The sequence below is a fragment of the Streptomyces sp. NPDC017676 genome, assembly GCF_044329325.1.
In the GTDB taxonomy this organism is placed as follows: Bacteria; Actinomycetota; Actinomycetes; order Streptomycetales; family Streptomycetaceae; genus Streptomyces.
The window spans coordinates 1-26,008 of sequence record NZ_JBIRJA010000039.1 but is presented as its reverse complement, the minus strand read 5'-3'; the positions used below and the strand labels follow the sequence as shown (position 1 = coordinate 26,008).

Genomic DNA, 26,008 nt, shown 5'->3' with positions numbered 1-26,008 from the left:
AGGGCGGGGCGGGCCGGGGCGCCCGGCGGCCACTGCGCCCGCCGCCCGGGGGGCGCCCCCCCCCCCACCCCCCCCCTCCCCCCCCCCCCGGGCCGGGGGGGGGCGGGGGGGCCCCCCCCCCACCGCCCTGCCCGAGAGGCATCGCGTGCTTTCCCGCCCTACTCCTCCGTCGCGGTACACGGCCACCGAGGCAGCTGCCTGGGCCACCGTCCTGGTCCGCCGGCACCTCGTCCACGCCATAGTGGCCGTCCCGACCGGCCAGTGGCTCGTCCAGCAGGAGCCGAACGGGCCGGTCCAGCTCCTGGAAGGACCGGCGGCCGTCCTCGATCTGACCGTCAGCATCCAGCGGCAGCTCCGCAAGGAGAGGACCGACAGCCGATGACGAACCCGAACGAGAACGGCACCACCCCGGAACCTGCTCGCGACCTCAACTCGGTCTCGGCGCGAGCAAGTTATCGCAAGAGCATTGCTCCCGATGGGAGCAATGCTCTTGCCTGGCCCGCCCCTTCAGTGGCGGGAGGGGACCGGCACCAGGGGGCGCCGGTCCACCAGGATGCGACCGAGGGCGGATCGCATCCGGAAGGGGAAACGCCACACGCCTGTCACACCGCGCGCTGCGAGCACGCCGCGCCGCCGAAGCCGCACGTGCGCCAGCGTGAGCGCCTGCGCGACGAGCACAAGCGCATGCGTCAGCCCAGTTGCCGTATGAACGACGACGAGTACCAGCTTCTCGTGCGCGCCGCGTCCGCCTGCCGCATGAGCGTCGCCGCTTTCCTCGCCCACGCCGCCCTCAAAGCCGCCCGTGATCTCGATCGCACCGCTGCCGAGATCGCCACCGAACGAGAAGTGCTGACCGAGCTGTTCGCCGTACGCCGGCACCTCGGCCAGATCGGCAACAACCTCAACCAGGTGGCCAAGGCCATTAACGCCGGCGCCGATGTCCCGCACACCCGAGCCGTCCTCGACGCCGTCCACCGCGCCGCCAAGCGAGTGGAGACCTTCACCCAGCACTACCTGGACACCGAGAACCACGCCGCATGATCCCTAGAGTCCACAAGCGCGGGACACGCACCATCGGGCTGCTGTACTACCTGTACGGGCCCGGCACGCACGAGGAACACGTCGACCCGCACCTCGTGGCGGCCTGGGACAGCCTCACCCCTGACCCCGGCCGCGACCCCCAGGCGACGCACACGGAGTTGCGGAAGCTCCTCGACCAGCCGGTCGAAGCCCTCGCCCGCAGCCGCCGCCCGGCCAAGCACGTGTGGCACCTGTCGGTGCGCGCTGCGCCCGAGGACCCGGTGCTGTCCGACGAGCAGTGGGGCGAGATCGCCCGGCGCATGGTCGCGGCCACCGGCATCGCCCCCGACGGCGACGCCGCCGGCTGCCGCTGGGCGGCCGTCCGCCACGCCGACGACCACATCCACATCATCGCCACCCTGGTCCGCGAGGACGGCCGAAGGCCCCGTCTGCACAACGATGCGGGCCGGGCTCAGGCCGAAGCCCGCCTGATCGAGACCGAGTACGGCCTTAAACAGCTCAACACCGGAGACGGGACCGCCGCCCAGCGGCCCACCAGCGCCGAGCGGCACAAGGCCGAGCGCCAGGGTCGCGAACGCACCGCCCGCGAGGAACTGCGCGAGACCGTGCGACGCGCGGTGGCCGGCGCGGCTGGCGAGGAGGAGTTCTTCGATCGGCTGGCCGCCGCCGGCCTACTCGTCCGGCTTCGGTGGTGGGCGCCGATGCTGATGCCGATCCCCCGTGGATGGCGACGCAGTACTTCGATTCCCCTACGCTTTCGGAACGCGTTCGCGAGGGCGATGCGTTCGGCGAAGACGCCGTGTGGCGGCTGGGCAGGGGGCTCGCAGAGGCCCTTCGCGACATCCACCGGGCTGGTCTGGTGCACCGCGATCTGAAGCCGAGTAATGTGCTGCTGACCGAGGACGGCCCTCGGGTCATCGACTTTGGTATCGCTCGGGTGCTGACCGCGGAACCGCTGACGCGGACCGGCAAGATCCTCGGCACTGTGTCCTTCATGGCGCCGGAACAGTTGAGCACGCCGCGCGAGGTAGGGGCAGCGGCCGACGTATTCGCACTGGGCGGAGTCCTCACGTACGCAGCGACGGGCCAAGGGCCGTTCGACGGTGACACGGGCGCCCCGCCCATCGCGGTCGCAATGAAAATTGTGCAGGATGATCCGGATCTTTCCGGAGTCCCGTCGGCCCTGCGTTCCATCATCGAGAAGTGCTTACGCAAGGACCCCACAAGCCGGCCCTCCCCCGCTGAACTGCTTGCTCTGCTCCAGCAGAAGGGGGCGGAGGCGGCAAGGCCGGAGAGGCCCGAGGAGACGACGGAACCCGAAGGTCTCGCGCACGGTCTCCGGTTGCGGCCGCGGACGCGCACCTATCTGCTGGCCGCCGCGGCTGCGATCGCGGTCGTCGTGGCGGTGTCGATGATGCAGACGGGTGATGCGGGAGGAGACCGTGACAACGCCAAGGGTTCTCCATCGCCCTCGGCTAAAGCCTCGTCGACATGGGCCGCTCCCGCCCTCGAACCGGTGGCGGCCATGCGGCCGAAGGGGTGGGGTCTGTGGGAAAAGAAGCCGACCACCGCCGCAGAGCACCGCGGGCGTGACATCCCCGCCTGCGCCGGTAGCGGGGACGTTCTCGTGTGCACCGAGGTCGGTGTGGTTGCCGAACGGATCGACGTCGCCTCCGGACGGGTCACATGGAGCAAGCGGCACCCCGACGAGTCATCGCGGCCGGGCTCGGTCGTGGGGTTCGTGGGAGATACGGTCCTAGTCCAGGACCTGGACCGGGAACAGCTCGTGGGCTTCGACGTGAATACCGGTGACCGGCTGTGGTCGGCCCAGGCGTCGGGGCCCCCGACTTTCACCGTGCAGAAGTCCACGGTCACGACGACTCACCCGCATGTGGACGGGGTCCGAATCGACCGCAGGGACGCACGGACGGGAAAGCTGATCGTGTCCAGGACCTTTCCCGCTGGCGACTGGTACGACCTCTTCGACGGCGGGGACGACGTGCTCCATCTGCTGCGGTACGGCGAGGAGGGCTTCATCACGTCCGTCGCTGTCCTCGACGCCGCCACGTTGCGGACGACGAAGGTACTCGCCACATTCGACGAGGACCCCGGCACGCCGGTCGCAGCAGACGGCGACACAATGTCCTTTGCGCTCGACGGCAAGAGCGTCACCCGCATTACCAAGGCGGACGGAAATGTGGAACGTCTCTCCCTGCGGAACGCCCCGGTGGGCACTGCCCGCGCACACGGTGACACGCTGTACCTCAGCCGGACGGATGGCAGGCTGGCCTCGTACGACCTGCGGACGGGCCGACAAAACTGGACCATGGAGACGAAGGGCGAGTCCCCCGCCCGTCCCGTTTTCTCTGGCGGTCGCCTGTACAGCCTGGCCGGGGACGGGCGGATTATCTGTGTCGACGCCGCAACGGGGAAGACCGTGTGGCGGAGCGCAGCACGACGCGACCCGAACACGAGCATTGCGGGACTCTCCGACGCGCAGCCGGAACCCGTGGTGCTGAACGGCAGGGTGTACGCGGGATCCACCACGGGATCCATCTTCGCGATTGCCCCGCCCTCCGCGTGAGCGTGCGTGAGGAGAAGAGCGATCCATCCAGACTGATGCCGCTGTCAGTGGCAGGCACGAGACGATCCGACTCGCCAAGCGCGGATCGACGCTGAGCGCCGAAGTGGCCAACTGCAGCACTCAATGGCCATCTGAGGCGCTCAGTCACAGCGGGCGAGGTCTTTCGGGATGGGGCTCATGACTGAATAAAGTCACTTGTTTGATTTGCGGTGGTTGCGGCAGGACGGGAGGCTGCCCCCGAGCCATGAAGACGACACAAGAGCGCGCCCCCGGACCGCGAGCGCGGGTTCCGGGGGCGTGGCTGTGCTCGGTTCAGTGGTCGGCGGTGTGTTGTGGGCTGATGGTCCACGCTGCCCGCCCCTTCGCCTGACGGAGATCCCAGAGGGAGATCACCGGTAATCAGTTTCGCGTATCTGATGAGTGCGGGGAAGTTTCGGGGGTAAGCGGGCCGGGCAAGGGCTGGCGCTTCGGACGTGAGGCGGACGGTATGGAACCGGCTGGGCAGGACGAGGGCCAGCAGCCGCTCGTGGAGCGCCGCATATCGGTGTCCGCCGCGTTCGAGGGGACCGAGGAGATCGCCCTTGCCCGGGAGCTTGCCCGGTCCTTCCTCACCGAGGTGCAGGCCGTGCACGGCCTGCCGGTGTCCGCACGGGCCATGGGCATGGTGCAGCTGGTGGTCAGCGAGATGGTCACCAACGCCCGCAAGTACGCGCCCGGCCCCTGCCTGCTGTCCCTGGAGGTCGACGGGGGCGCTGTCGAGGTGAGCGTGTGGGACAGCAGCACCACCTGCCCGCGATCGGCGCGATGGACCCCGAGCGCGTCGGGCAGCACGGTCTGGAGATCGTTATGGCCGTCTGCCAGACCTTCTGTGTCCGCCGGGAACCGGTGGGCAAGCGCATCACCGCAGCGATCGAGCTGGCCGACGACCCGGGCGGAGGCCCGGCCGGCCGGCAGCCCACCTGACCCGCACCTCACGCGCTGCGTTGCTGGGTGCGGTGATCATGGCACTAGCGTGCCAAGCCTGTGGCGGTTGTGGTCGGGGCTACTTGATGTCGCCCGAGAAGATCGCGGCTTGGTACTCCATGGCCTCGGGCGTGACCTTGATCTGCACCTTGTGCGCGTCCTTCGGGAGAGGGCAGCCGTCCTTCCAGGTGGCGTCCTCCCCGGGGTCCACGTAGCTTTTCGCCCCCCAGGTCGCCGACCCCGCCGCTTCGAGTCCCTGGGTCCTGTCGTAGACCGGCTCGCCGTCGGCGCAGGAGAGGGAGAACCGGGTGAGGTCCATTATCTCGCTGGCGCCGTTGTGCACGGTCACCTTGAAGGCGACGAACGGCTGCGGCTTGACAGAGGCGTACTCGCTTGTGACGCCCCGAGTGAAGTCGGACAGGGTGGCCGTCGTGCCGTCGGGCCACTTGGCCCTGTGGCCCAGGGCGACGGTCAGGGTGCCGCTGTCCTTGGTCTGCTCGTTGTCCTTGGCGTTGCCGTCGGTCTCCTTGGATGCGGTGCCCGCGCCGTGGCCGCAGGCGGTCACCGAGCCCAGGACTGCCACGAGTAGGAGGGACAGGCACACGGTACGCGTCTGCATACGGGTCCCTTTCCGTGTGGTGGGGGCCACCTGACTTCACTGTAGAAGATGGCGGTGGGCATGCTGCTCATGCCCTCGTCGTGCGGGCTGATCTCGATTTGCTCTCCACACCGTGCCCAGCACGGATCGCACAGCCCGATATGCTGCGGCAATGACTCCGCCGTCGAGCCATGGATCGACTGTCGGCGCTCCCACTTCCAGCACCGCCGCACCGCTCTCCGCATACGCGACGAAGGCTTCGACGCCGCCGTGGTAGTCCGGAAAACCCGCCACTGAGAACGCGCCGAGAACCGGCCGAGGACCTTCCAACTGCTCGGCTATCAGAACGGTGTTCCGACGGCCGCCCGCCTCGGTGGCCGTGTCGCGTACATCTACGCCATACGTCACCGCAGGTCACCCGCGATCCGGTCACTCCAGCGGTCGGAAAAGGCGAAAGGTAGCCCGAGTTCGGCGAAGAACTCGCGTGCGTGCAGTGCCGAACGGGTCTCCTGGCCGGGTTATCGGCGTGTTCCGGTAGCCCGGCTGGTGGTGCTCCAGCGCGGAACGCTGCTCGCAGGCTGAGTGTTCGGGCGGCGGGTGGCGGCGCGCTGGACGTCGAGCGGGCTCGGAGCCGGTGGACGGATGGGAATGAGCTGGGCCTTGCCCTCGACGTAACTGTGGGTCTCCTGACGCCAGCGGGGCAGGGGCGCGGGGTCGCCGATGCACTCGGTGACTGCTTTGAGGAGGACGGTGGGGGTGTCGGTGCTGGCGGTGGCGTACCAGTAGGGGCAGTCGGGCGGGCCTGCCCACAATTCCCAGCGGGTCTCCCGGGTGGTCAGCTCGGCTTCCGGATACAGGTCGCCGGTGGCGTACTGGAGTGTGGCCAGCTCGTCGGGTGACTGGATGGCGAAGGCGTCCCAGTGCGGATGGTCGATGCGCCAGCCGCGTGCGAGCAGCGGTGTGATCACCGGGAGGGGGTCGGGGACCTTGCCCGTGGTGCCGGGGTCGGCCAGGTAGCTGTCGGGTCCCTGCTGGTATGCCTCGGCGAGGGCGGTGGTGAAGGCGGTGACGAACTCCGTCGGGCAGGAGTCGTTGAACCATGCGCTCCAGGCGGGCGGGCCGAAAGCGTCGCGGTAGGCGGTGATGCGCCACAGACCGTCGTGATCGACTTCGGGCAGGTAGCCGAGGCGGACCTTGTGGTCGGGCGCGGTGACGAAGGCGTTGTACAGATCGTCGTGGTGGAGATGCCAGCCGATCTGGAGCAGGGGATCCAGGGCGGGATCGCCCGTTCCGGTGGTTGTGGCGAGGTAGCGCGGAAGGACGTAGACGTCCCCGTCGGGGGTGTCGGTGTTAGGCGGCATGGGGTTCCTGGCGTACGGCGGTCAGCGGATCCGGCCGACCGCGGGAGACGGCAGCGCAGGGGGCGCAGGCGCGGTGGGAGCGTGAGTGCGGGTGGTGAGGGTGAGGCGGCGTAGCGCAGTGCGCACGGCCTGTTCCTGTTCTTCGACGGGCCGCTGGTCGAGGAGAACGAGGGCCCGAGCGACGGCAGGGTCGAAGGGCGATCCGGCGTCGCCTCCGACGATCTCTGCCGCGGCCTGCGCCTCGATCAGAACACCGAGTGCGTCCGGAACACCGAAGAGTTCGCCCGCGTGGTAGCGGGCTCCGTCGAGTGCTTGGATGAGGCGGAAGTCGTCGTCCAGGCAGTCGGCTAGGACGTGGAGCGTCCCGACGGTGGCGGCCTGGAGCCGGGTGCGGAAGTCCGGGTCCGTGAGCCAGAACCCATTGGGCGCCTCCGTCGGCGAGCGATGGGCCGGGGTGGGCGCGTCGTGTGATTGCTTCGATCGCCTCTTCGCTGTCCGGGGGACCCAGAGGGTGGTGTACTGCTCGATCGCCTGGCGCAGCTTGGTGGTCGCAGCTCCCTGCCACGGAGGCTCGTAGCGGCTCCAGTCGCGGATGACGGCGTAGCCGTCGTCTCCGGGTTTGCGGTGAAGGGCCTCGTCGCGGTTGCGGAAGGTGTCGTGAGCGGCGAACGTGAGGATCGCGGTGTCCAGCACGCCCTGGTCGACGTGGAGGGTCTGCAGTCGCAGGCCGTTGTATTCGCCGGCGCGGATGGTGCGGGTGAAATCGATCCGCAGCCGTAGCGGCGAGCCGGGTGTGGGGGCGGAGTAGTAGGAGTCACCGATGACGGTGCCGTCGGTGAGCTGGAGTTGCCCGGTGAAGAACTGCTTGGCGTGCAGGGGCATGGGGTGCTTTCGCGTGGGCGGGGGTGGTTCAGCGGCGCAGCCCCGGGCGGGCCGCCGGATGCGCTGGGGGCGGGGGCGTGCTGGTGGTCCAGCGGTGCGCGCTGCTTGCCGGCAGAGCGGTCGGGCGGCGGGCTGCCGCAGCACGCCGGACATCCAGCGGGGTCGGCACCGCGGGCTTGGGCGGTTCGACGGGCGTGAGCTGGGCCAGCTCGGCCAGGTGGGGGTGCAGGGACGTTCTGCTGCGGATGACCGGGGTGGGGTCGGCCAGGGCGGCGGCCGTGGCGGCGATCAGGTGTGAGGGGGTGCGCGCGGTGAAGACCGCTTGGGCGCGGGTTGCCCAGCCTGGTGGCCCGGCCCACAGGGTCACGGTCTCGGCGTCGGGTTTGGGGTCGGCGACGTCGATGCTCGCTCCGGCCAGCCCGTCCGGGGCGACGATGTCCACGAAGCCATGACGCGGGGGGTTTCGCTTCCAGCCCGCATCGAGAAGGGGGCGCACGCCGGTGGCCCAGTACACGGAGGGCTGGTTGAGGAAGGTGTTGCTGTCCTCGGCCCACTCGTCGGCAAGGGCGCGGGTGAGTCCTTCGACGATCTCGGGGGGCGTGGTGTGGTTGATCCGTGCGCTCCAGCGCGGCGGGGAGACGGGGTCCTCTGCTGCGCTGATGACCCAGGTGTCGTAGTCGTCGCCGAACCAGCCGATTCTGACGCGGTGGTCGGGTGAGAGGACGACGAGCTGACACGGGCCCGTTTCGGGGTAGTGGTGGGGCCAGTGGGCCACCGGGTCGAAGCTGGGGTCGGCGTGGCCGGGCAGTCCGGCGAGGTAGCGCGGGAAGACATGCACGTCGCCGCTCGAAAGGTCACTGTCGGGGGGCAATGAGGTCCTGGAGGGTGGGAGGGGCCGGGTGTTCAGGCGGCGGTGGGCGTCAGTGCTGCTGCGAGATCGGCTGGGTTGCCGGTGTAGTGCAGGGCGCGCAGGCCCACTTCTTCGGCGGCGCGGCAGTTGTCTGCGCGGTCGTCCACGAACAGCACGCGCCGGGGGTCGCCGGCGCCGGTGGCCTTCAGGGCGTGTTCGTAGGCGGCCGGGTCCGGCTTGCACACCTGAATCCGGGCCGAGTACAGGGCCTGGTGCATCATCCGGCGCCAGTGGTGGGTGTCGAGCACGTCGCTGAGGTGGGCGGGGGCGTTGGACAGCAGCACCATCGGCAGCCCGGTGGCGTGGGCACACCGCAGGACGCCCAGGACCCTGTCGTCTGTGATGGTCCACATCTCCGTGTCGGCGGTGCGGAGTTCGTGCAGCAGGCGGGGGCCGGGGTGGGAGCCGAGGACTCGGGCCCAGTACGCCAGGTCACTGAGCTGACCGGCGTCGTAGAGGTCGCGGGCGCTCCAGAAGGCGCGCTGGAAGCTGGTCAGGTCGTCTTCGAGCCAGGAGGCGGTGCGGGCGAGGTGAAGCCACTGAGTGTGGGTGGGCTGGCGGCCGATGACGCCGTTGTTAGGCAGAGTTTGATGTCTCAGCAGGGCCAGCCGTCGCAGGAAGAACATCATCCGGATGGTGTACGTGCAAGCCCCTGCACCAGCACCATCGAGCAGGACGGTCCCACGGTCGCGGTCTCCAACAATTCGTTCGGCGCTGAGAGGTGGATCGCGTAGGGTGCCCGGGCTGTCGAGCCGGAAAGGCGAATTGTGGACGTGGCACCTCGGAAAGTAACAACGGACCAGTTGGCGGGGGCGGCCCGGGCCGCACTGGGTGGCGGGCGGAGGCTGGAGGCGGTCGAGCGACTCGCCGGCGGCACCACGAAGGGCGTGTACCGCCTGACGATGGACGATGCCACGACGGCGATCGCCTACCTGTGGCAGGAGTCGGAGAACTACTGGCCGGCGGCTGAGGGCGATGGCGACCTCACGGACCCGTTCTCACCCGGTGTCGGACTTGATCTGTTCGAGGCCAGCCACGCGCGTCTGGCCTCGCTCGGCGTGCGGGTCCCCGAGGTTCACCTGGTCGACCGCGACCGTGCCCATTACCCTGCCGACCTGGCGATCGTGGAGGACTTCCCCGGCGAGGACCTGATGGACCTGTTCAACCGCGACCCGCGCGCCGCAGAGCCGACGATGGCACGCCTCGCCGATGTCCTGGCGGCGATGCGACGCCATCGAGCGCCGTCGTTCGGCAAGGTGGCCCAGATCGACAAGGGGGGAACGTCCAAGGCGGCGTCGTGCGAGGAGGCAGCGCTCGAGTTCGCGCTGCGCTGCCTCGCCGAGGCGGCGTCCCGTGATCGGAGGATCGCGGACGCCCGCGGCAGGCTGGAGGAGCGGCTGCGTGAACTGGCCGCGGCGGTGCGGCCGCGTGCCGAGTACTCGGTCGTCCACGGCGAGCTGGGGCTGGACCACGTGCTGGTGGACCTGGACGGCAACCCCGTCGTGATCGACATCGAGGAGCTGCTGTACTTCGACGTCGAGTGGGAGCACGTGTTCCTGCGGCTCCGCCACTCCGAGGACCAGTACCGGCGATTGGCGGTGGACGACCTCGACGAGGACAGACTCGCGCTCTACAGGCTCACCCAGCACCTGTCACTGACGGCAGGTCCGCTCCGGCTGCTCGACGGAGACTTCCCCGACCGAGAGTTCATGAAGGCAATCGCCGAGCACCACTTGAACGAGGCGCTGGCACAACTTTCGGCGGATTAGTGCCCGGCGGTACGTGTGGTGAGGTCCTCGTCCGTGATGGAGCGGACCACCCGGCAAGGGGTTCCGACCGCGACGGTCATAGGGGGAATGCTGCGGCTGACGACGCTGCCGGCGCCGATGACCGACCCGTATCCGATGCGAACGCCGGGCAGGACCACCGCGTTGCTGCCGATCCACACCTTGTCCTCGATCACGATCGGTTCTGAGAATCGTCCGAAGTCAGTGCGTCGCGAGGGGTGCACCGGGTGTCCCGTCGTGGTCAGTGTCACGCTGAGCGCGATCATGACACCGTTGCCTATGCGGATGTCCACGTCGTCGACGAACGTGAGGTTCACATTCCCGAAGAAGTCGTCGCCGATGTGGACGTTGCTGCCGAACCCGGCGTGGAACGGCGGCAGCAGCACCGTGCGTTCACCGACCGAGCCGAAGATCGTGACGAGCAGCGATCGACGCTTCTCCGCTTCGCTCGGTGGTGTGTGGTTGTACTCGAAGATCTGCTCGGTGCGGCGCCGAGGGGCCTGGAAGGCCGCTTCCGACTCGGTGTAGACAAGCCCCTTGGCGATCCGGGCCAGGACTTCTTCCTCGTTAGCATGCGTCACAGCCGAACGTTCCCTTCGTCCAAGCCCTCGGGCCTGAAGGTGATCAGTTAAAGCATTGCGGGGCGCCGCCACTCCTGTCCGAGGACATGGTGGTCGAGGAAGTTCAGCACCGTCTCGTACATGAGGCGAATATGGTTCGGCGCCCCGATGGCGTGGCCCTCGTCCGGGAAGTACAGGAAGCTGACGGGCACCCCGAGCCGCTGCAGATCGCTGTGCAGGCTCAGTGCCTGGCCCATCGGGACGCGGTGGTCCTTGCCGCCGTGCACGATCAGCATCGGCGTCGTCACCTTCTCCGCCTGGAAGTGGGGCGAGTTGGCTTCGTACCGTTCGTGCTGCGTCCGCGGGTCGCCGAAGATCTTCCGGAAGTACGCGTGCATGTCCGTGTCGATCTGGAACGCCTCCAGGTTCCACATCCCGGCGTGAGAGAGGATTGCCTTGAAGCGGTCGGTGCGGGTCGCGGCCCGGTTGGCCAGGTAGCCGCCAAAGGACCAGCCGGCGAGGCCGGTCCTGGTCGCATCTAGGTCGTCGCGTGCCAGTGCCGCGTCCGTCAGCGCGATGAGATCACGGTAGGGCTGACCACCGTACTGGCCCCGGCCGCGCTCCTGCATGCGTTGCCCGTAGCCGGTGGACAGCGCCGGATCCGGTAGCAGCACCGCGTAGCCGCGGGCCACGAATGGCCATGGGTTCCACAACCACGTCCAGGCGCTCCAGGACATCTGTGGTCCACCGTGCGGGGCGATGATCAGCGCTGCTGGGTGCTCGGCCGAAGCCCCGTCGGGCAGCGCGAGCCAGGCGCGCAACGGGAAACCGTCGTCCGCCTCGACGTGCACTTCGGCCAGCGTGCCGGGAAGCGAGTCGAGATCGCCGGGGGCCCTGAGGGAGGCGGGTTGTTGATCGGCTGTGACGGCGTCCAGCCGGACCACTCGAGGCGGGCTGTCGATCGTGCTGCGCAGTGCGTAGAGGGTGGTCCCATCGGGCGACACGCAGAGCGAGGCGTAGGCGCCGGAGGCGGTTATGCGGGTGATCGTGCCGTCCGCGTCGCGGCGGAAGATCGGGCAGTGGCCCCGCTCGTCACCGGTGAACCACAGCGTGGCGTCCCCACGGATCGGCGAGAGGACGGCCCGTCCCGGCCACGGCCAGTTGTCGAACTCCGGCAGCAGGTCGGTCTCTTCACCCGAAGCCAGGTCGAACAAGACAAGCGTGACGCGCCACTCCGTGTCGTAGGTCTCCTCTTGCTGACGCTGGCAGACCAACGCCGTGCCATCGGCCGTGAACGTCAGGCGGTAGTACTGCTGACCAGGGCGTGAGAACGTGTGGCGCTCGACGCCCGTGGCCGCGTCGGCGATCACCACGACATTCGTGTCGGGAGCGCGGCCCGTCGCGGCCCGCGTGTAGGCCACCAGCGATCCGTCCGGCGAGAGCGCCATATCTCCGATGCCGGCCAGACCCTGGCTGCCGGCGTTCACCGGAGCCCCGTCGGCGTGCAGGACGAAGGTGTGGGGTTCGTCAGGGCCGCGGCCTGCGCCAAAAGCGCACGTTGTGGTCGCCTCGTACAGAACCGCGTTGACCATGGCGCTCTCGCGCTCACGGCGAAGTTCGGCGTATGCCTCGGCCGTCACGGCGCCAGGCAGCAGATCAGCCGTATAGGCGACGGTGCGGGCGTCCTTGGCGACGGCGAAAACGGATATGCCTCCCGGGTGGTGGGCGATCTGTCTGGCCACGCCGCCCTCCGGCAGTGCCCACAGCCCCACACCCTGGCTCCCGCTCTCTTTGGCGGCGGGATCTGTGTTCTCGCGGCCGGAGAGGAACAGCAGCGTGCCGTCGGCGGCGAAAGCGGGAGCGAAGTCACCCTGCACGGACCGAACCACGGGGCGGCTCTCACGCTCGCCCGAGGGGTCCACTTCACACAACCTCGATACGTACCCGGTTCCCTGGTCGTTGATGATCTGCACGGAGGCGATCAAGCGCGTTCCGTCGGGCGCCAGGACCAAGTCAGTCAGGCGAGGATGTGTGGCGAACAGGTCATGGAACGAGGTGGGATCATCCGAGGCGCGGAACATGACGATCATCCTGCCTGCCGCACCCGAACTGTGACAGGGGTCGGACGATCTGAGGGGAGCCGAACCGAGGAGAACCGGCTCGGCGGTGGTACCTCCTATGTGGTGGAGCCACTTCGAACTGACCGCAGCATGTCTCCTACGGCAGGGAACGGGTGAGCCACACCAGTTCGCCACTGTCTTCCATCGAGACGTGGTCCCGCTGGAACCCAAGCTTTTCCAGGACGCGAAACGATGGCGCGTTCCAGGGGCGCACCGTCGACCAGAGACGCTTCCGCCCCGTCGCGATCGCCGCGTCGAGCACCGCGACCGCCGCCTCGGTGGCATAGCCCTGCCCGTGCACGCGCCGGAACAGCTCGTAGGCGATCTCTGGCTCGTCAACGGAAGCCCGACCGACAGTGAGCCCGCAATACCCGATGAAGTCGCCCACATCGCGGCGGATGACGGGCAGCAGAGCAATCCCTGTCAGTGCCGACGCAGCACGCTGATCCTCGATCATGCGCCGGTTGTCCTCGATCGACGGCATGCCACCACCCCGTTCGGCGACGAGCGCGCGATGGGCGTCGATGTCGGGCTCGGTCCATGGACGCAACGTCAACCGGGCGGTGTCGAGTTGGAGCGCCATCGGCGTATACGGCATGGCGGCACTCTATCGACGCCGCTGCCCTCAGCGGCATTCTTATCGGAGATGCTGGCATCCTCGGCCGTATTCGACTGGCGTGCCAGTGAGGCGCCTACGGGGCCGGCGTACGTGGAGCCGCAATGGTTGGCCGGCTGAGCCGCCTGCGCAGGGTGAGGTTCTCCGCGTACAGGTGTGCGGTCACGGTGGCCAGCGCGTCAAGCTGGCCTTGGAATTCTCGGGCCTGTCGGCGGGCTTGGGCGAGCTGGGTGCGCAGGGTGGTGATGGTGTCGTCGCGGGCCCTCTCGTTGGGTGTGCGGCGGACGGGGTGAGGGACGTGGGTGTTCCATTCGGCGAGCACCGTGGTGGCGCGGTGGACGGTGGCGTGGCTGACGCCGGCCTCGCGGGCAAGGTTTTCCTTGGTGAGCGCGCCGTCGGTGTGCCGGGGCTGTCCGGCCAGGAGTCGAGTCATTGCGGCGCGTAGTTTGGCTTCGGAGGCTGGAGAGACGGCCATTTACAGGTCCTGGGTGAGGGCGGTTGTGATGGTCTGGACGTCGTCGAGGCGGGTTTGGAGGGCGGCTCGACGGGCGGGTGGCAGGCGGCGGTCGCGTAGCTGCTGGGTGAGGTCGTCTTGTTCGGCCAGCCAGATGGGGGCGTGGTCGGCGGTGACGGCGGAGTTGCGGCAGCGGGCCGGCTGGCAGGCGCCGATGAGCGGCGTGCTGCCTTCGCCGCCGGGAAGGTGCTTGGTGCATTCGGCCCACTCCTGCTGCCACAGGCAGTGGTTGAGGCTGCCGAAGTGCAGCTCGGGCAGTTCGGCGCGGATGAGGTCGGCAGCTGCGCGGGGGTCCGCGGCGAGTGCTTGGAGCCCAGGCTGCGTCCCTTGTGGGTCTGCGTAGGCAGGGAGTTGGGCGGCGGCTCGGTCGAGGCCGGCGTGCAGGCGTGCGGCTGCGGGGCCGACGGCGATGGGGGCGCCGGTGCTGCGGGTGGCGAGCAGGCCGGTGAGTTTGGCGGCTGCGGCGGTGGCGAGCCGGTCGTCGAACTCGCGCATCCAGGCGCCGTCGGGGGCTGCGTAGGAGTGGGTGGTGGGGTTGGCCAGGATGCGGCGGGCTGCGTGCTTGAGCTGGATACCGAGTGCGATCTCGCCGTCGGGTTCCTGAGCGCAGATGACAGACATGGTCTTGCGGAACTGGTGCGGTCGCACCCGTACATCGGGAATGGCTTCGAGGCCGGTGGTGTGGCAGTGGGCGTTGACGTGGGCGATGAAGGTGTCGATGACATACGGGGCGCTGATGCCGCGCCGGCCCGTCCCCCGGCCACCGCCAGAGGTACCGGGGGCGGCCAAGGTGGTGAACAGGTGAGTGTCGTGCTGTGACAGACGTTCGAGAACGGTCAGGGCGGTGGCGACAGGCTGGATGATCCACCACTTCTCCTCTACGGGCCGCGGCTCGTTCTTCAGCTTGTGCGAACGCAGCGCGGGTGTGCCGTAGTGGTGGGTGAGGGCTCCGCGGCGGATTTCCTGGATTTCGGAGTCGCGCATCATCGATAGCGCCGCTACGAAGCAGTACACGGCGCCTTGGAGGGCACGCAGTTCTTCGCCGAGGCCACGGTCGGTCAGCTGGGTGCGCCACGGGCCTTCGGTGCCGTCGGCGCGTCGTACGACGGTGAAGTGCGGGGTGGGGCGGGGCAGGTCGGCGGCGCGGGCCTGCCCCGCCAGGACCTGGTACTGGCCTGCGTCCACGGCGGCCTGGGCGATCGCGCGGCGTCGACGGGAGGCCGCCGAGCTCGGGGAGATGGTGCGCGGGCCACCGGGGCCGTAGACGAGGGTGGCCAGCAGCGACCAGCGAGGGGTGCGGACAACCTCGTCTCCTTGGGCGGTGGTGTGGATCGCCTCCTGGACGGGGACGAGGTGGGCGGATTCGGCGAGCCATGTCTCCAGGGCGTCGTCGAGTTCGGCCTGCGAGCGCTGGGGCCTCCCGGTGGACGTGCCGTTGGGCGTGCGGGTGACACCGAGCGTATGTTCGGCCTGGCCGGGAGTGAGGGCGACGGTACGTCCGCGGGCGGCTTCGGCCAGGACGCGGCGACGGCGCGCGCCCGCTGAGGAGCGTGAGGCGCCCAGGGCGGTTTCGTTGGTGCCGTCGGTGATCAGCAGGCTGATCACCGACCAGAGCGGGGTACCCGCCGGGCTGGTACGGAATGCGTCGGCGTGCACGGGAATCCGGGTCGCGGGGTCGGCGAGCCAGGCATCCAGCCGTTCGTCGATGCTCGGCCGAGCAAGTGATGGGCCGGCCGGGGTGGGGCGTGCGGGCCGGACGAGAGTCTCGTCCCGGGCGGTGAGGATGTCGTTGGCGAAGGAGTCGATGTATGTCCAGGCGGCCCGCAGCAGTGGCCACCAGACGGACGGTTCAACCGTCGGGGTCGGTGTGGTGCAGGCCGCGCCCACGACGGCGGATCGTGTCGGGTCGGTGACGAGTCCGCCACCGGTCAGCACAGGATGCAGGTCGTACAGGGCGGTGAGCATGGACCGGTAAGGGACCAGAGACCGCTCCCGGGTCACGCCGGCCTCAAGACGGGAGGCCAGGAACGCGGTGAGGGTGTCATCGTTCCATTGCGGCAGGTGGCTGGGCTGGTTGTGGGCGATGGCCCAGCGGCCCAGTGCTCCGAGGCGCTCGATCAGCTGTCGCACCGTGGACAGGTGGGCGGGCTGGGCGGGGCGAAAGACGCCAGCGTTGCGCAGGACCGGGTGGGTGGGGTTGAGCAGGGCGAAGGCGACCTCCCTGGCCCGCAGGTTCCATGCCGCATCGAAGGTGGGGAAGACGATCCGCCAGTTGCCCGGGATGACGTTGCTTGGCCGACGCAGGCAGGAGCCGCTCCAGCGTTCCCGCTCGCCAAACAGGGGCACTGGGTCCTGGCGATGTTCAAGCAGTCCGTTGGCGGCGGTGAAGACCGGCTGGTCATCGCTGAATACCGCCCGGGGCTTCGGCAGATCGAGTTCCTTGCAGGCGGGGGCGCTCACCGGTCGTACTCCGTGCGCATGCCGAGAGGAAGGTCGAGCCGGGCTCGGCCCTCCTGGGCCGAGCGGCGGGCGTCCGGCATCAACGCGGCGCATTCGTCGAACAACTGGGCCAGTGCGGCGGCCTGGCGGCCCCAAAGTGCCTGCCACTGGGGCGGGGTGAGCCGGTTGCGCATCTGCTCGATGTGCTCAGCCAGCAGCACCAGGCGCGGCAGGTGGGAGGGGAAGACGACCGCATTGCGGCACAGCATGCACATCGCCGGCGCGACATGGCACACCGAGCCCGCGGGCGTGTGAGGGGAGGAGTAGGGGGCGCGGCAGTTGACCAGTCCCATGTCCATCTGCCCGTCCCGCATCGCCTCGGCGGTGTCCCCCGTAAGGCCCAGCGCAGCACTCACCTCGGGCTCCGTCAGGTCGGCCACGGCCTCCTCATCGGCGAACACTGGCCGGGTCAGCGACGCGAACACCTTCTGCTGGGCCGTGGTGACGGCCCGCCCCGCAAGGACGTGCGCGGTGGTGCCGTGGGCGTAGTGGCGGCGGAAGACCTCTACGTGGTGGTCGTCGCCCGCCAGGTCGGCGACCGTGCCGCCCAGCGCGACCACCCGTCCGATCTTGGCCGTCTTGCGCAGCCTCCGCACATCGTGCGGCGCCGTGATCTCCAGCGGACGTCCGTCCGTCCCGCGCTGATGGGTGATCCAGTCGGTCAGCCGACGCCCCGAAAGCACGAACTCGGCCCGCCGTCCGGATACCCGCGCCCGGCCGGCGCCGGAGGGCTCCACCGCCACCCACAGCCAGTCGGAGACGTCCGGGTAGGCGTGCCGGACGGGGTCCGTGACCGCGAACAGGCGGCGCAGCAGCCCGGGTACGTCCCAGCGGCCCTCCCCGCCGAACGTGGACCCGTCACCGTCGTCGGCCGCCGTACCGGTATGCAGGCGCCGCCGGATCCGTCCGGCACGGCGCTTGGTCTGCGTGAGGCGCACTCCACCGCCGGTGAACTCAACGTCGGCCACGGCGAGATCGAGGAGTTCTTCTGGTGTGCATTCGTCCATGGCCAGCAGCAGCAACACCCGAAACGGCTGCAGATCCAGCTCGCGCGGGAACACCCGTGCCGCAAGGCCCGCCAGCAGAGCTTGCGGGGCCCACGTTGCACCTGCCTCTCCGGAGACCTGTCGAATTTCGGTGGGCCAGTGTCCGGGTGACGTCGGCAGATGGGCACGCAGCACCGTCGTGTCCAGAAGGCCGTAGTGCACCGCCCAGACCAGGTTCGCTACGTTCTCCCAGCCGCCCTGGTGGGGATCGCAACCTGTCTCCATCAGGGCCCGGCCCGCGGCCAGTCGACGTTCGACGGCCCGGATGTCGTGGCGGGCGGCATCACGCAGCGCGAGGCGCTCGGCCTGGCTGAACTCCTCCAGCGGCGGTGGCTCGGCCGGTTTCCCGAACAGCGGTGACGCCTGCGCCCGGGCGGCGAGCTTGGTCGGCAGGTCCCCCTCGCGTACGGACCGCTGCTCCAACAGCGCCAGCAGATTCGACGCCAACTCGTAGCCGCGTTTGGACGGATAGGGGTGGCCGCGGCGCAGGTCGTGCTCCCACTCGTAGATGATCTCCGTGAGGTCCGCCGGTCCTCCGGCCAGCCGCACAAGCTGCGGATCGAGCCCACGCTCGGCCACCCATGCGTCGGCGAACGCGGCGAAGGACCGCACAGCCCTCGCGGATCGGTCAGGCCCCCTCAAGGCCCGTGCCCGGAAGTACAGCACCCACTCGTCGGCCAATTCCGCCGCCAGAGCTCGGCAGGCGAACCGGCCGGGATCCACCCGGCAGATCGCGCCGTCCCGGCGGGATGCACGCTCCACCTCGCGCACCCCCACCCGAGCGGGCTCCACCACCACCGCCACGGGCTCGACCCGCTGCCCGAGCACCTGCCGCCGTTCCCCACGCCGTGGCATCACATACCACCGCCGTCCCGGCCAGCGCACGAAAGGGCGTAGTCGGCGAACGTGCGGTCCTCCCGCGTCCACTCCTCCACCGCCCGCGCCACGATCGCGCTCACGTCCTCCAGGTAGCGCAGATACTTCATCGTGGACCGCGGATCGCGATGCCCCAACAGCCGCTGCAAGGTCAGCAGCGGCGACCGGGCCACATGCTGCATCAGCCACACCCCCGACCCGCCCGCCTGCAAGCGACGCCGCTCGTCCTCGACGACCTGCTCGGTCAACAGCCGCAGCATGAACACCGCGAATGTATGGCGCAGATCGTGCAGCCGCACCCTGCGTGGCATCTCCACCCCGCCCCACGCCTCCGACAACTGACCAGCACGGTTGGCCGCCGCATCGAACACCTGCTGCCAGCGCGACGCCGACAGCACCCGACCTCCCCGGCCCACGAACAACCCCAGCGGCTCCAGCCCCCGCTCCCCCTCCAGCACCGCGATCCGCCGCAGCGGCGCCGGCATCGCCACCACCTCGAACAACCGCCGCCGACCATGGAGCACCCCAGACACCCGCATCCGCCGCTCATCGACGTCGTCCACCACGAACAGCTCCGCGCGCCGCCGCCACAGCGACCCATGGCTGCGCACCACCTGAGCAGCACGCTCGGTACGGCGGTACAGCTCCAACGACCGCAACACCGGCTGCTGCACCATCACCACCCGCGCAAAGCCGTACTTCGCGATCGCCCCCAACGCCACAGGCACCGCACCACCCCCCGGGCACGGGCGCGGCACTTCGATGTCCAACAGGCAGCTGAACTCTCGCAACCGCATTCCCGTCGTGACCGCCAGGTCCGCCGCCGCCATGTTCCGCAGCCGCCCCGCACGCCGGAAACCCGGATCCGCACCACCGTCCGGCAGATCACCCCCGAGACCGACCCGGTGAAGCATCACGTACTGCGCCCGCGACAGATGCCGCACATCCAGATCGGAAGCCGCTCCCCACGACAACGCATCCCGCCCACTGCGACGCCGAGCGTACGGCCGCCGCTCCAGCAGCCCCGTACCGACCGCCCAGTCGTAGAACCCGTTGATCGCCGTACGGTTGCGCCGCCACGTCGCCGGTCCGACCGGAACTGGAGCCAACTGGGTACGCCATCGGCGGAAGGCCACCAGGTCCGCCTCGGCCGCGGACAACAGATCCGTCGGCGGATCCAGCACCCGGGCCAGGAACTCCTCCAGCCCCATCAGGTCGTACGCGTAGTCCCGAAGGCTCTCCGCCTCTACGTGCCTGGCGAGATCGAAGAAGTACGAGCACATCGGCTCGACCGGGCGCATGCCCTCGTCCACGAAGAACGGCGTGCCCTCCGGCAATGCCGTGGTCCCGGCCAGCAGTTGAGACACATCGAAGCCGAGATCCTCAAGCAACTCGCGGTGGCGGAACACATGACTGGACGAAGTGAAGAAGTAAGGCATCGCACTCCTGCGGCTGGTCGTAACGACCGGGGAACCTAACAGCCCAGCAGGACCGCGCCATTCACCCCGTCAACGACCTGAGACAGGTACAGACACTGGACCTAACCGTTGTAGTCGAAGATGACGGCGTCCAGGTTGGTGGTGCGGGTCAAGGGGCGGGATTCTCCAGGGCGCGGTGGGCGAGGACGGCGAAGGCGGCTGCCAGGAGGGCGGGCAGCAGCAGGGCCGTGGGCAGGGTGGTGGCGCCGGCGAGGGCGCCGATGAGGGCGGGGCCGGCCAGCAGGCCGAGGTAGCCGGTCACTGAGACGGTGGCCACGGCCGTCGGCCCGCCGGTCCCGGCGGCGGTGATCAGAGAGGGGACGGTGGTGGACAGGCCGAGACCGAAAATCGTCCAGCCGGTCAGGGCTGCGTGCACACTGCCCGCCAGGACGCCGGTGGCCAGCCCGGCTGCGGCGAGGACCGCTCCGGCGCGGACCACGGCCGGTGTGCCGAAGGCGGTGGTGAGGCGGTCGCCGGTCAGCCGGCCCAGGGTCATGCCCGCGCTGTAGAGGGCGAACGCGCTCGCCGCGGCGGCCGTGGTACCGCTCAGGGTGTGGACGTGCACGGCCGCCCAGTCGGCTGCCGCCCCCTCCCCCAGCAGGCTGGCTGCCGCCAGCGCCCCCAGCAGCCACAGCCTGCGGCGCGGCAACACCGCAGGCGAGCCGCCGCTGGACGTGGGCGGCTGGTCGGTGCCGTGCAGGGCGAGGGTGCGCGGTCCTGTCACGAGCACGCCGGCCGTCAGCGCCAGGCCGGTGGCGAGGAACAGGACACTGTGGCTGATCGCGGCGGTGGCGGCGGCCAGGGTGGCGGCGCCGAGCGCACCGAGGGAGTAGGCGGCGTGCAGGGACGCCATGATGGGCCGGCCGTAAGTGTTTTGGCAGCGCACCGCCGCGGAGTTCGCGGCGACGTCCACCACGCCGTGCGCGGCCCCGAAGGCGAGCGCCACCACGAGCAGCGAGGCCAGGGTGCGGCACTGACCCAGCACAGCGAGGGCTCCGGCCAGGCCGACGGCTCCGCCCATCAGGAGCAGGGGGAGCCGTTCGGGCCGGGCGAGGCGGCCACCGGTTCGCAGGCCGGCGACCATGCCGAGAGCGGCGGCGAGCAGGACCACAGCGAGCTGGGCGGTGCTGAGGCGGGCGGCGTGCTGGACGGCGGGCATCCGGGCACCCCAGATGGCCATCACCACGCCCAGGCTGAGGAAGTAGCCGGTCAGCAGTATCCGGCTGCGGCGGGCAGCGGCAGTGGGACGGTTCACGCGGCGCGACCGCCGGTGACAGACGCGTCGCCCGCGAGGGGTGTGATGTCGATGTGGAGGCGGCGGGCGGCCTGGTCGGCGCGTGCTCGTGCGAGGGCGGCGGTGGGGGCGGTGGTGATCAGGTAGCCGATGCGGGCGGTGAACATGGTGCCGCCGTCCACGGGGAGGAGGAGCTGGTCGCCGGCCTGGTGCTGGAAGTGGACGCGGTCCAGCCAGTGGGGGCAGATGCCGTCGAAGTAGACACGGCGCAGGGTGCCGGAGACGTCCGGGTAGATGAGCTGGATCGCGGCGGCCGAGGAGCGGGTGGGGGTGAGATCGGGTGCCCGGCCGCAGGCGATGTCGGCGGCGGCGCGCGGCAGGTCCACGCCGGTCGCCAGGTGCACGAGGTGGCCGATCATGTCGCCGGCGATCCGGCCGTTGACCTCGACCAGCCTCGGCCGGCCGTCGACCAGCCGCATCTCGACATGGCTGATGCCGTCGGTTATCCCCAGTGCGCGGATCGCGGCGCGTGCCGCCGGGGCGACCACGTCGAGCAGCGGATCGGCGGCGTCGACGCAGTGGGCCAGTTCCTCGAAGTACGGCGGTTCGCTGACTGTCTTGCGGGTCACCGCGACCACGGTGGTCTCGCCTCGGTAGGTGACGCACTCCACCGACACCTCGGGCCCGTCGAGATACTCCTCGACCAGCACGCTCGTGCTCTCCTGCCCCAGACCAGCGGCCTTCTCGGCGAACGCGTACGCAGAGGTGAGCTGTTCGGGGCTGTCTGCGCGGATCACGCCGATGCTGGCCGCGTGCGCGGCCGGCTTCAACACGACCGGGTAGCCGATCCGCTCGGCCGCCGCCTCAGCCTCGGCCCCGGTGCGCACGCTCACCGAGATGGCCGACGGGACCTGGTGCCGGGCGAATAGCGCGCGCGACGTGGCCTTGTTGCGGCACGCCTGCATGGCCGAGGGGGCGTTGGTGGGCAGGCCGAGCCGGCGCGCGAGGCGGGCGACGGCAACGAGGTACCACTCGGTCCAGGTGAACACGCCCGCCAGGTCGTAGCGCTCGGCCAGCGCCTGCCCGACGGCCGACAGCTGTACCGGGTCGGCCGGGTCGGGCACCACCATGCAGTCGCGGAGGTGGGGCACCTCCCACGACGGCTCCTCGCTGGTGATCAGGACGACGTCATAGGCGGCGGCCACGGACTGCAGGCAGTACCCGCGGTACGCCTCGGCTTCCATGTCGGCGGCGGCGACGACCAGGACGACAGGACGGTCGGACACGAAAAGGGACTCCTCAGTATTCAGATAAGACGGCAAAGAGAGGCCGGGAGGCTTTACGGGGTGCGCCGTCGGCGGACCTCGATCACGGACGCCCACCCGGGATGCACGGCCAGCAACCGCCTCGCGTACAGGGCGGTGTAGTTGTTGTTCAGCCCCTTCACTCCGACTGGCCGGCTCCAGCGCAGGACCTCGAACAGCGCCTTCATCCCGACCCACTCGGCTCCGGCGGCCAGGCGTTCCTCCACGAGTCGCTCCAGCGCGCAGTAAATCCACGGGTGTTCGGCGTCGAAGGCGCGGAACTGCTCGCTGAGCGTGGGGCCGTCCCGGCGCGGGGCAGCGAGGCCGGGCAGTTCGTCCTGCACAGTAGGCATGCGGAGCGTCGGTTCCTTTCGGGGCTCGGGGTTCAGGCCGGCGTAGACGTCGTGTGCAGGGTGCGCAGCCGGGCGAAGGCGGCGACCAGGCCGAGCGCCTGCAGGAGCGCGGTGGCGGTGACGGCGTGCCCGATTTGAGCGGGCGGGAGGGCCGCAATCAGCAGTCCGGCCGCGGGGAAGGGCAGCAGGAGCAGCAGGATGGTCAGGCTCAGGGTGCTGGCGAAGACCTCGGGCGGGATGAGGTGGGAGCGCAGGGTGCGCAGGACGACGGTGAGGCCGCCTTCGCCAGCCATCAGGACGGCGACCAGGACCAGGTAGCCGCGGTAGGTGTCGGCCTGGGCGACGGCGAGGGTGGCGGCTGCGGCGATGGCGGCGGCGGTGGCGCCGACGGGCCACAGCCCCCACCGGTCGATCGCCCGGCGGGCGGCGGTGATCGCGAGCAGGGAGGTGAGGGCGGCGGCGGACCAGATCAGTCCTGCATCGGCGCTGGAGCGGCCCAGTTCGCTGACCACGATCACCGGCATCGCCGCCTGGAGCAGGGCGATGGCCGTGTTCGACAGGAGCAGGCCGCCCACCAGCCAGGCCAGGGCGGGCAGGGCTCGCAGCGTGCCCCAGCCGACCCGCACACCCCTCGCGCTCTGCCGGTCACCTGTGGGCGCGTTCTGCTGGTGCGGGAGCAGGGCGGCGGCCAGCAGGGACAGGGCGGCGAGCGTGGTGAGCATGAGTGCCGGTCCGCCGTACTCCAGCAGCAGGCCGGACGCCAAGGGGCCGGCCAACGTCGCGGTCTGGTCGATGCCCAGCAGCACCGACTGCACCCGGTGCGCACGGGCTCCGGCCGTGCGGCTGGCCTCACCGCCCGCAGTCTCGGCAGCGATGTAGCTGCACTCGGTGAGGAAGCCGCTCACCGGGGCGAGCGCCATCACCGCCACCGCCGCCGGCACCCCGAAAGCGGGAACCGCGAGCAGGAGCGCGGCCAGCAGCACGGCCAGGGCCCGCCCGACACACGCGGTACGGAAGACGCGGGCGATGCCGTGGCGGTCGACAAGGGAGCCGGCCACCGTGAACGCCACCAGGCGCGGCAGCCACTCCAGCGCGAACGCGAGTCCAGTCAGCGCGGCAGACCCTGTAGTGGCGACGACGATGAGCGGGATGCCGTACGTGGTCATCGCGAACGCGGCCCCGTCAACCGATCGGGGCACGTAGACACTGCGAAACAGGGAGAAACGGCGGTCGTGCCGGGTTCTGGCGGCCCTCACGCGGCCAACACGGGCTCGGTGCCCTTCCCCAGGTGCGGGTTCTCCTGGAGCCACTGCTGGAGCAGGGCACGCGTCCCGTCGAGATCCTCGGCAGCCGTCCGCGACGCACCTTCGGCCTGCTCGGTGGCGAGGACGGGCATGGTGAGCAGAGTGAGGGCGTGCTGGACGCGGCTGGTGAAGTCGCAGACCGGTGCCGGAAGGCGGTGGCGGCGAGCAACGCGGGCCAGCACGTCGTAGACGTCGGCCAGGCCCGAGCCGGACGGGGTCAGGCTCAGGCCCACACCAGGCTGGTGCCGTACCAGCGCCAGAGCACGAGCCTGTCCGACGGCCTGCTGCAGATGGTGGACAGACAGGTCGGGCAGGGTGTGGGTCAGGCCGCGCGGGGGGATGGGACCGTTGTCGTCGATCTCGGTGACCAGGCGGATCAGACCGGGCGTCGACAGCACCGTGCAGGCGTGACGGAGGCCGGCGGTGGGGGAGAGAGTGGTCATCGGCGCGGGCCTCCGGTGGGCAGAGCCGCCAGCGGGCGGGACGGGGTGGCGTGGGAGAACAGAGCGGTGCGCTGCCAGACCGGCGTCTGGGCGGTCCTGGCCAGTGCCGGCGTGGTCGTCAGCGCCTGCGGTCGCGGCGGGCTGCTGAGCCACATCCGCTGTCCCGGCGCGGCCTGGGCGCTGCCCCAGACCGGGTGCAGGCCGGCCTGGGTGAGGGGCTGGCCTGCGGACCATGCCGACAAAGCGCTCAGCACGGGTGCCAGACCTTCCCCGGCGGAAGACAGGCGGTAGGGCTGCCCGTTGCCGTCGGTGGCGACGAGTCCGTCGTCCACCAGCTGCCGCAACGGCGGATAGACGTTGGTCCAGTAGCTGCCGGGAATGACCGCCTGAGCCAGAGCCGGTCCGCTGGCCTCGCCCCGGATCTTGAGCACCCACAAGATCGCGGCGGCGTGCCGCCGGGTCAGCAGCGTGAGGCTGTCCTCGACCTGCTCGATCACGGGCAGCGGCTGCTCGGGCTTTTCCAGGTACTGCTCGGCCCAGGTGACGATCAGCGGCAGGACCGGCAGCAGCGTGGTGGCGCGGTCGGTCGCGCCGTAGGTGACGTGCCGCGGGCTGTGCTCGATGCGCTCAACGAGACCGGCATCGCACAGCTGCCGCAGCTTGGGGACCAGCTGGCCGTCGCGCAGCCACGCAACCTTCGTGGCGAGTTCGCTGTAGCGCAGCGGCTGCCCGTTCAGGGCGAGCAGGATCCGCACGTTCCAGCGCGGCGTGATCATGGCGAGGGCCTCGGTGACCCGGGCGACGTCGGCGTCGGTGTCGGGAGGCAGACCGGTGAGGGCCAAGGAAGGAGCTCCTGTGATCGTGACGGATACGCGTGCGGGTCAGCGGCTCGGTGCGCTGGCCGTGGTCGCGGCAGGCGGGGCCGGGGGCACCGTGGTGGTGGGTGGAGCCCGCGACGGCTCGGGCGGTTCCGCCTGCTCGGGGGGCTCGGCCGTCTCGGGGGGCTCGATGCGCACCAGGCTCTGCAGCACCGCAGACGCCGTGACCGCCTGGGTGTCGCGGACGGCGACCGCTTCGGTGAGCCGGCGGGCGCAGTCGAGCACGTGCACCATCTCGTGGGCGCTGATGTCCCGCTCGGAGTGGATGAGTTGGGCGAGGCGTTCGCGGTGGACGGTGATGCTGCGCTCGGCGAGAGCGAGCGTGTCGTGCAGGCCGAGGAGGGCGGTGAGCATGCCGGGCGGCTGGTCCTGGGTATGTGCTGCGAGGGCGGCGAGCGGGGCGCCGTAGAGGTCCTCGATCCGTTCGGCTATCTCGGTGGACGTCGGGTGGGTCAAGCCGGGGCTTTCACAGTCGGTGGGCCCGCGTCGCCCCCCCCCCCCCGGGGGGGGGGGGGGGCCCCGGGGGGGGGGGGGGGGGGGGGGGGGGGGGGGGGGGGGGGGGGGGGTCGGCGCGGGTTCCGGGGTGTTGGTGGTGTTCGGCGGGTGGTGGGTGGCGGCCCGGCGGGCTCACAGCCGGGTCAGCGCCCAGAAGCCGAC

23 protein-coding genes and 3 pseudogenes are annotated in these 26,008 nt (G+C 70.2%); 6 read left to right on the top strand and 20 right to left on the bottom strand.

Annotated elements, in window-relative coordinates:
* Positions 1–145: 145 nt before the first annotated feature.
* The 5 genes and pseudogenes from ACH4LD_RS42325 to ACH4LD_RS42305 all read left to right on the top strand — a co-directional run bounded on the left by ACH4LD_RS42325 (position 146) and on the right by ACH4LD_RS42305 (position 4,588).
* Complete coding sequence (locus tag ACH4LD_RS42325) at positions 146–382, top strand: hypothetical protein (RefSeq protein WP_398058884.1); 237 nt, start codon at positions 146–148, stop codon at positions 380–382.
* Positions 379–1,041 carry a plasmid mobilization protein gene (locus tag ACH4LD_RS42320; RefSeq protein ID WP_398058885.1) on the top strand — a complete coding sequence of 221 codons (663 nt, stop codon included), beginning with the start codon at positions 379–381 and terminating at the stop codon, positions 1,039–1,041. Before ACH4LD_RS42325 ends, ACH4LD_RS42320 begins: the two co-directional genes overlap by 4 nt.
* A pseudogene (locus tag ACH4LD_RS42315) lies at positions 1,038–1,730 on the top strand (relaxase/mobilization nuclease domain-containing protein); the annotation flags it as partial. The gene ACH4LD_RS42320 and the pseudogene ACH4LD_RS42315, both read left to right, overlap by 4 nt.
* A gap of 35 nt (positions 1,731–1,765) precedes the next feature.
* Complete coding sequence (locus ACH4LD_RS42310) at positions 1,766–3,625, top strand: PQQ-binding-like beta-propeller repeat protein (protein WP_398058886.1); 1,860 nt, start codon at positions 1,766–1,768, stop codon at positions 3,623–3,625.
* 487 nt (positions 3,626–4,112) lie between these two features.
* Positions 4,113–4,588, top strand: a pseudogene (locus tag ACH4LD_RS42305) (ATP-binding protein).
* A 79-nt stretch (positions 4,589–4,667) separates the two neighbouring features.
* Here the strand turns inward: ACH4LD_RS42305 and ACH4LD_RS42300 are convergent.
* The 6 genes from ACH4LD_RS42300 to ACH4LD_RS42275 form a co-directional block, all read right to left on the bottom strand.
* Positions 4,668–5,207 (bottom strand): hypothetical protein, encoded by a 540-nt coding sequence (locus tag ACH4LD_RS42300; RefSeq protein ID WP_398058887.1) that lies wholly within the window; start codon positions 5,205–5,207, stop codon positions 4,668–4,670.
* A 36-nt stretch (positions 5,208–5,243) separates the two neighbouring features.
* Entirely contained in the window at positions 5,244–5,594 is a 351-nt protein-coding gene (locus tag ACH4LD_RS42295; protein WP_398058888.1) for a tryptophan synthase subunit alpha, read from the bottom strand.
* A 110-nt stretch (positions 5,595–5,704) separates the two neighbouring features.
* Complete coding sequence (locus ACH4LD_RS42290) at positions 5,705–6,547, bottom strand: DUF317 domain-containing protein (protein WP_398058889.1); 843 nt, start codon at positions 6,545–6,547, stop codon at positions 5,705–5,707.
* 21 nt (positions 6,548–6,568) lie between these two features.
* Positions 6,569–7,429, bottom strand: coding sequence for a hypothetical protein (locus tag ACH4LD_RS42285; RefSeq protein WP_398058890.1), 861 nt, complete (start codon positions 7,427–7,429; stop codon positions 6,569–6,571).
* Between the two features lie 28 nt (positions 7,430–7,457).
* Positions 7,458–8,300 (bottom strand): DUF317 domain-containing protein, encoded by an 843-nt coding sequence (locus ACH4LD_RS42280; RefSeq protein ID WP_398058891.1) that lies wholly within the window; start codon positions 8,298–8,300, stop codon positions 7,458–7,460.
* Positions 8,301–8,332: 32 nt separating this feature from the next.
* Positions 8,333–8,968 (bottom strand): HAD-IA family hydrolase, encoded by a 636-nt coding sequence (locus ACH4LD_RS42275; RefSeq protein WP_398058892.1) that lies wholly within the window; start codon positions 8,966–8,968, stop codon positions 8,333–8,335.
* 258 nt (positions 8,969–9,226) lie between these two features.
* Here ACH4LD_RS42275 and ACH4LD_RS42270 point away from each other — a divergent pair, with 258 nt between their 5' ends.
* Entirely contained in the window at positions 9,227–10,108 is an 882-nt protein-coding gene (locus tag ACH4LD_RS42270) for a phosphotransferase family protein (protein WP_398058893.1), read from the top strand.
* Here the strand turns inward: ACH4LD_RS42270 and ACH4LD_RS42265 are convergent.
* The 14 genes and pseudogenes from ACH4LD_RS42265 to ACH4LD_RS42200 all read right to left on the bottom strand — a co-directional run bounded on the left by ACH4LD_RS42265 (position 10,105) and on the right by ACH4LD_RS42200 (position 25,807).
* On the bottom strand, positions 10,105–10,707 hold the full coding sequence (locus tag ACH4LD_RS42265) for a sugar O-acetyltransferase (RefSeq protein WP_398058894.1): 603 nt from the start codon (positions 10,705–10,707) through the stop codon (positions 10,105–10,107). The two genes, ACH4LD_RS42270 and ACH4LD_RS42265, sit on opposite strands and share 4 nt — an antisense overlap.
* Before the next feature lie 47 nt (positions 10,708–10,754).
* Positions 10,755–12,776 carry a prolyl oligopeptidase family serine peptidase gene (locus ACH4LD_RS42260; RefSeq protein WP_398058895.1) on the bottom strand — a complete coding sequence of 674 codons (2,022 nt, stop codon included), beginning with the start codon at positions 12,774–12,776 and terminating at the stop codon, positions 10,755–10,757.
* A gap of 127 nt (positions 12,777–12,903) precedes the next feature.
* Positions 12,904–13,404, bottom strand: coding sequence for a GNAT family N-acetyltransferase (locus tag ACH4LD_RS42255; RefSeq protein WP_398058896.1), 501 nt, complete (start codon positions 13,402–13,404; stop codon positions 12,904–12,906).
* 94 nt (positions 13,405–13,498) lie between these two features.
* Positions 13,499–13,855 carry a hypothetical protein gene (locus ACH4LD_RS42250; RefSeq protein WP_398058897.1) on the bottom strand — a complete coding sequence of 119 codons (357 nt, stop codon included), beginning with the start codon at positions 13,853–13,855 and terminating at the stop codon, positions 13,499–13,501.
* 42 nt (positions 13,856–13,897) lie between these two features.
* Positions 13,898–16,396, bottom strand: coding sequence for a hypothetical protein (locus ACH4LD_RS42245; protein WP_398058898.1), 2,499 nt, complete (start codon positions 16,394–16,396; stop codon positions 13,898–13,900).
* Complete coding sequence (locus ACH4LD_RS42240) at positions 16,393–18,336, bottom strand: hypothetical protein (protein WP_398058899.1); 1,944 nt, start codon at positions 18,334–18,336, stop codon at positions 16,393–16,395. Before ACH4LD_RS42240 ends, ACH4LD_RS42245 begins: the two co-directional genes overlap by 4 nt.
* Complete coding sequence (locus ACH4LD_RS42235) at positions 18,336–19,796, bottom strand: tyrosine-type recombinase/integrase (protein WP_398058900.1); 1,461 nt, start codon at positions 19,794–19,796, stop codon at positions 18,336–18,338. The genes ACH4LD_RS42240 and ACH4LD_RS42235 overlap by 1 nt, the downstream gene beginning before the upstream one ends.
* A 148-nt stretch (positions 19,797–19,944) precedes the next feature.
* Positions 19,945–21,099: pseudogene (locus ACH4LD_RS42230) on the bottom strand (MFS transporter); the annotation flags it as partial.
* A complete protein-coding gene (locus ACH4LD_RS42225; RefSeq protein ID WP_398058957.1) occupies positions 21,087–22,313 on the bottom strand; it encodes an acetyl-CoA carboxylase biotin carboxylase subunit family protein in 1,227 nt (408 codons plus the stop codon). The gene ACH4LD_RS42225 and the pseudogene ACH4LD_RS42230, both read right to left, overlap by 13 nt.
* A gap of 95 nt (positions 22,314–22,408) precedes the next feature.
* Positions 22,409–22,726 carry a hypothetical protein gene (locus ACH4LD_RS42220; RefSeq protein ID WP_398058901.1) on the bottom strand — a complete coding sequence of 106 codons (318 nt, stop codon included), beginning with the start codon at positions 22,724–22,726 and terminating at the stop codon, positions 22,409–22,411.
* Positions 22,727–22,758: 32 nt separating this feature from the next.
* A complete protein-coding gene (locus ACH4LD_RS42215; protein WP_398058902.1) occupies positions 22,759–23,925 on the bottom strand; it encodes an MFS transporter in 1,167 nt (388 codons plus the stop codon).
* A 53-nt stretch (positions 23,926–23,978) separates the two neighbouring features.
* A complete protein-coding gene (locus ACH4LD_RS42210; RefSeq protein ID WP_398058903.1) occupies positions 23,979–24,473 on the bottom strand; it encodes a regulator in 495 nt (164 codons plus the stop codon).
* Positions 24,470–25,315: a winged helix-turn-helix transcriptional regulator gene (locus ACH4LD_RS42205; protein WP_398058904.1), complete on the bottom strand. Its 846-nt coding sequence runs from the start codon at positions 25,313–25,315 to the stop codon at positions 24,470–24,472. Before ACH4LD_RS42205 ends, ACH4LD_RS42210 begins: the two co-directional genes overlap by 4 nt.
* A gap of 39 nt (positions 25,316–25,354) precedes the next feature.
* Positions 25,355–25,807, bottom strand: a complete 453-nt coding sequence (locus ACH4LD_RS42200; RefSeq protein WP_398058905.1) for a hypothetical protein — start codon at positions 25,805–25,807, stop codon at positions 25,355–25,357.
* Positions 25,808–26,008 lie beyond the last annotated feature (201 nt).

What these genes read in the sequence shown, in the direction of transcription:
- ACH4LD_RS42320 (WP_398058885.1), top strand. Translation starts at nt 379, where the DNA reads ATGACGAACCCGAACGAGAACGGCACCACCCCGGAACCTGCTCGCGAC.
- ACH4LD_RS42310 (WP_398058886.1), top strand. Translation starts at nt 1,766, where the DNA reads ATGGCGACGCAGTACTTCGATTCCCCTACGCTTTCGGAACGCGTTCGC.
- ACH4LD_RS42300 (WP_398058887.1), bottom strand. Translation starts at nt 5,207, where the DNA reads ATGCAGACGCGTACCGTGTGCCTGTCCCTCCTACTCGTGGCAGTCCTG.
- ACH4LD_RS42290 (WP_398058889.1), bottom strand. Translation starts at nt 6,547, where the DNA reads ATGCCGCCTAACACCGACACCCCCGACGGGGACGTCTACGTCCTTCCG.
- ACH4LD_RS42285 (WP_398058890.1), bottom strand. Translation starts at nt 7,429, where the DNA reads ATGCCCCTGCACGCCAAGCAGTTCTTCACCGGGCAACTCCAGCTCACC.
- ACH4LD_RS42275 (WP_398058892.1), bottom strand. Translation starts at nt 8,968, where the DNA reads ATGATGTTCTTCCTGCGACGGCTGGCCCTGCTGAGACATCAAACTCTG.
- ACH4LD_RS42260 (WP_398058895.1), bottom strand. Translation starts at nt 12,776, where the DNA reads ATGATCGTCATGTTCCGCGCCTCGGATGATCCCACCTCGTTCCATGAC.
- ACH4LD_RS42255 (WP_398058896.1), bottom strand. Translation starts at nt 13,404, where the DNA reads ATGCCGTATACGCCGATGGCGCTCCAACTCGACACCGCCCGGTTGACG.
- ACH4LD_RS42250 (WP_398058897.1), bottom strand. Translation starts at nt 13,855, where the DNA reads ATGACTCGACTCCTGGCCGGACAGCCCCGGCACACCGACGGCGCGCTC.
- ACH4LD_RS42240 (WP_398058899.1), bottom strand. Translation starts at nt 18,336, where the DNA reads ATGCCACGGCGTGGGGAACGGCGGCAGGTGCTCGGGCAGCGGGTCGAG.
- ACH4LD_RS42235 (WP_398058900.1), bottom strand. Translation starts at nt 19,796, where the DNA reads ATGCCTTACTTCTTCACTTCGTCCAGTCATGTGTTCCGCCACCGCGAG.
- ACH4LD_RS42225 (WP_398058957.1), bottom strand. Translation starts at nt 22,313, where the DNA reads ATGGAAGCCGAGGCGTACCGCGGGTACTGCCTGCAGTCCGTGGCCGCC.
- ACH4LD_RS42220 (WP_398058901.1), bottom strand. Translation starts at nt 22,726, where the DNA reads ATGCCTACTGTGCAGGACGAACTGCCCGGCCTCGCTGCCCCGCGCCGG.
- ACH4LD_RS42210 (WP_398058903.1), bottom strand. Translation starts at nt 24,473, where the DNA reads ATGACCACTCTCTCCCCCACCGCCGGCCTCCGTCACGCCTGCACGGTG.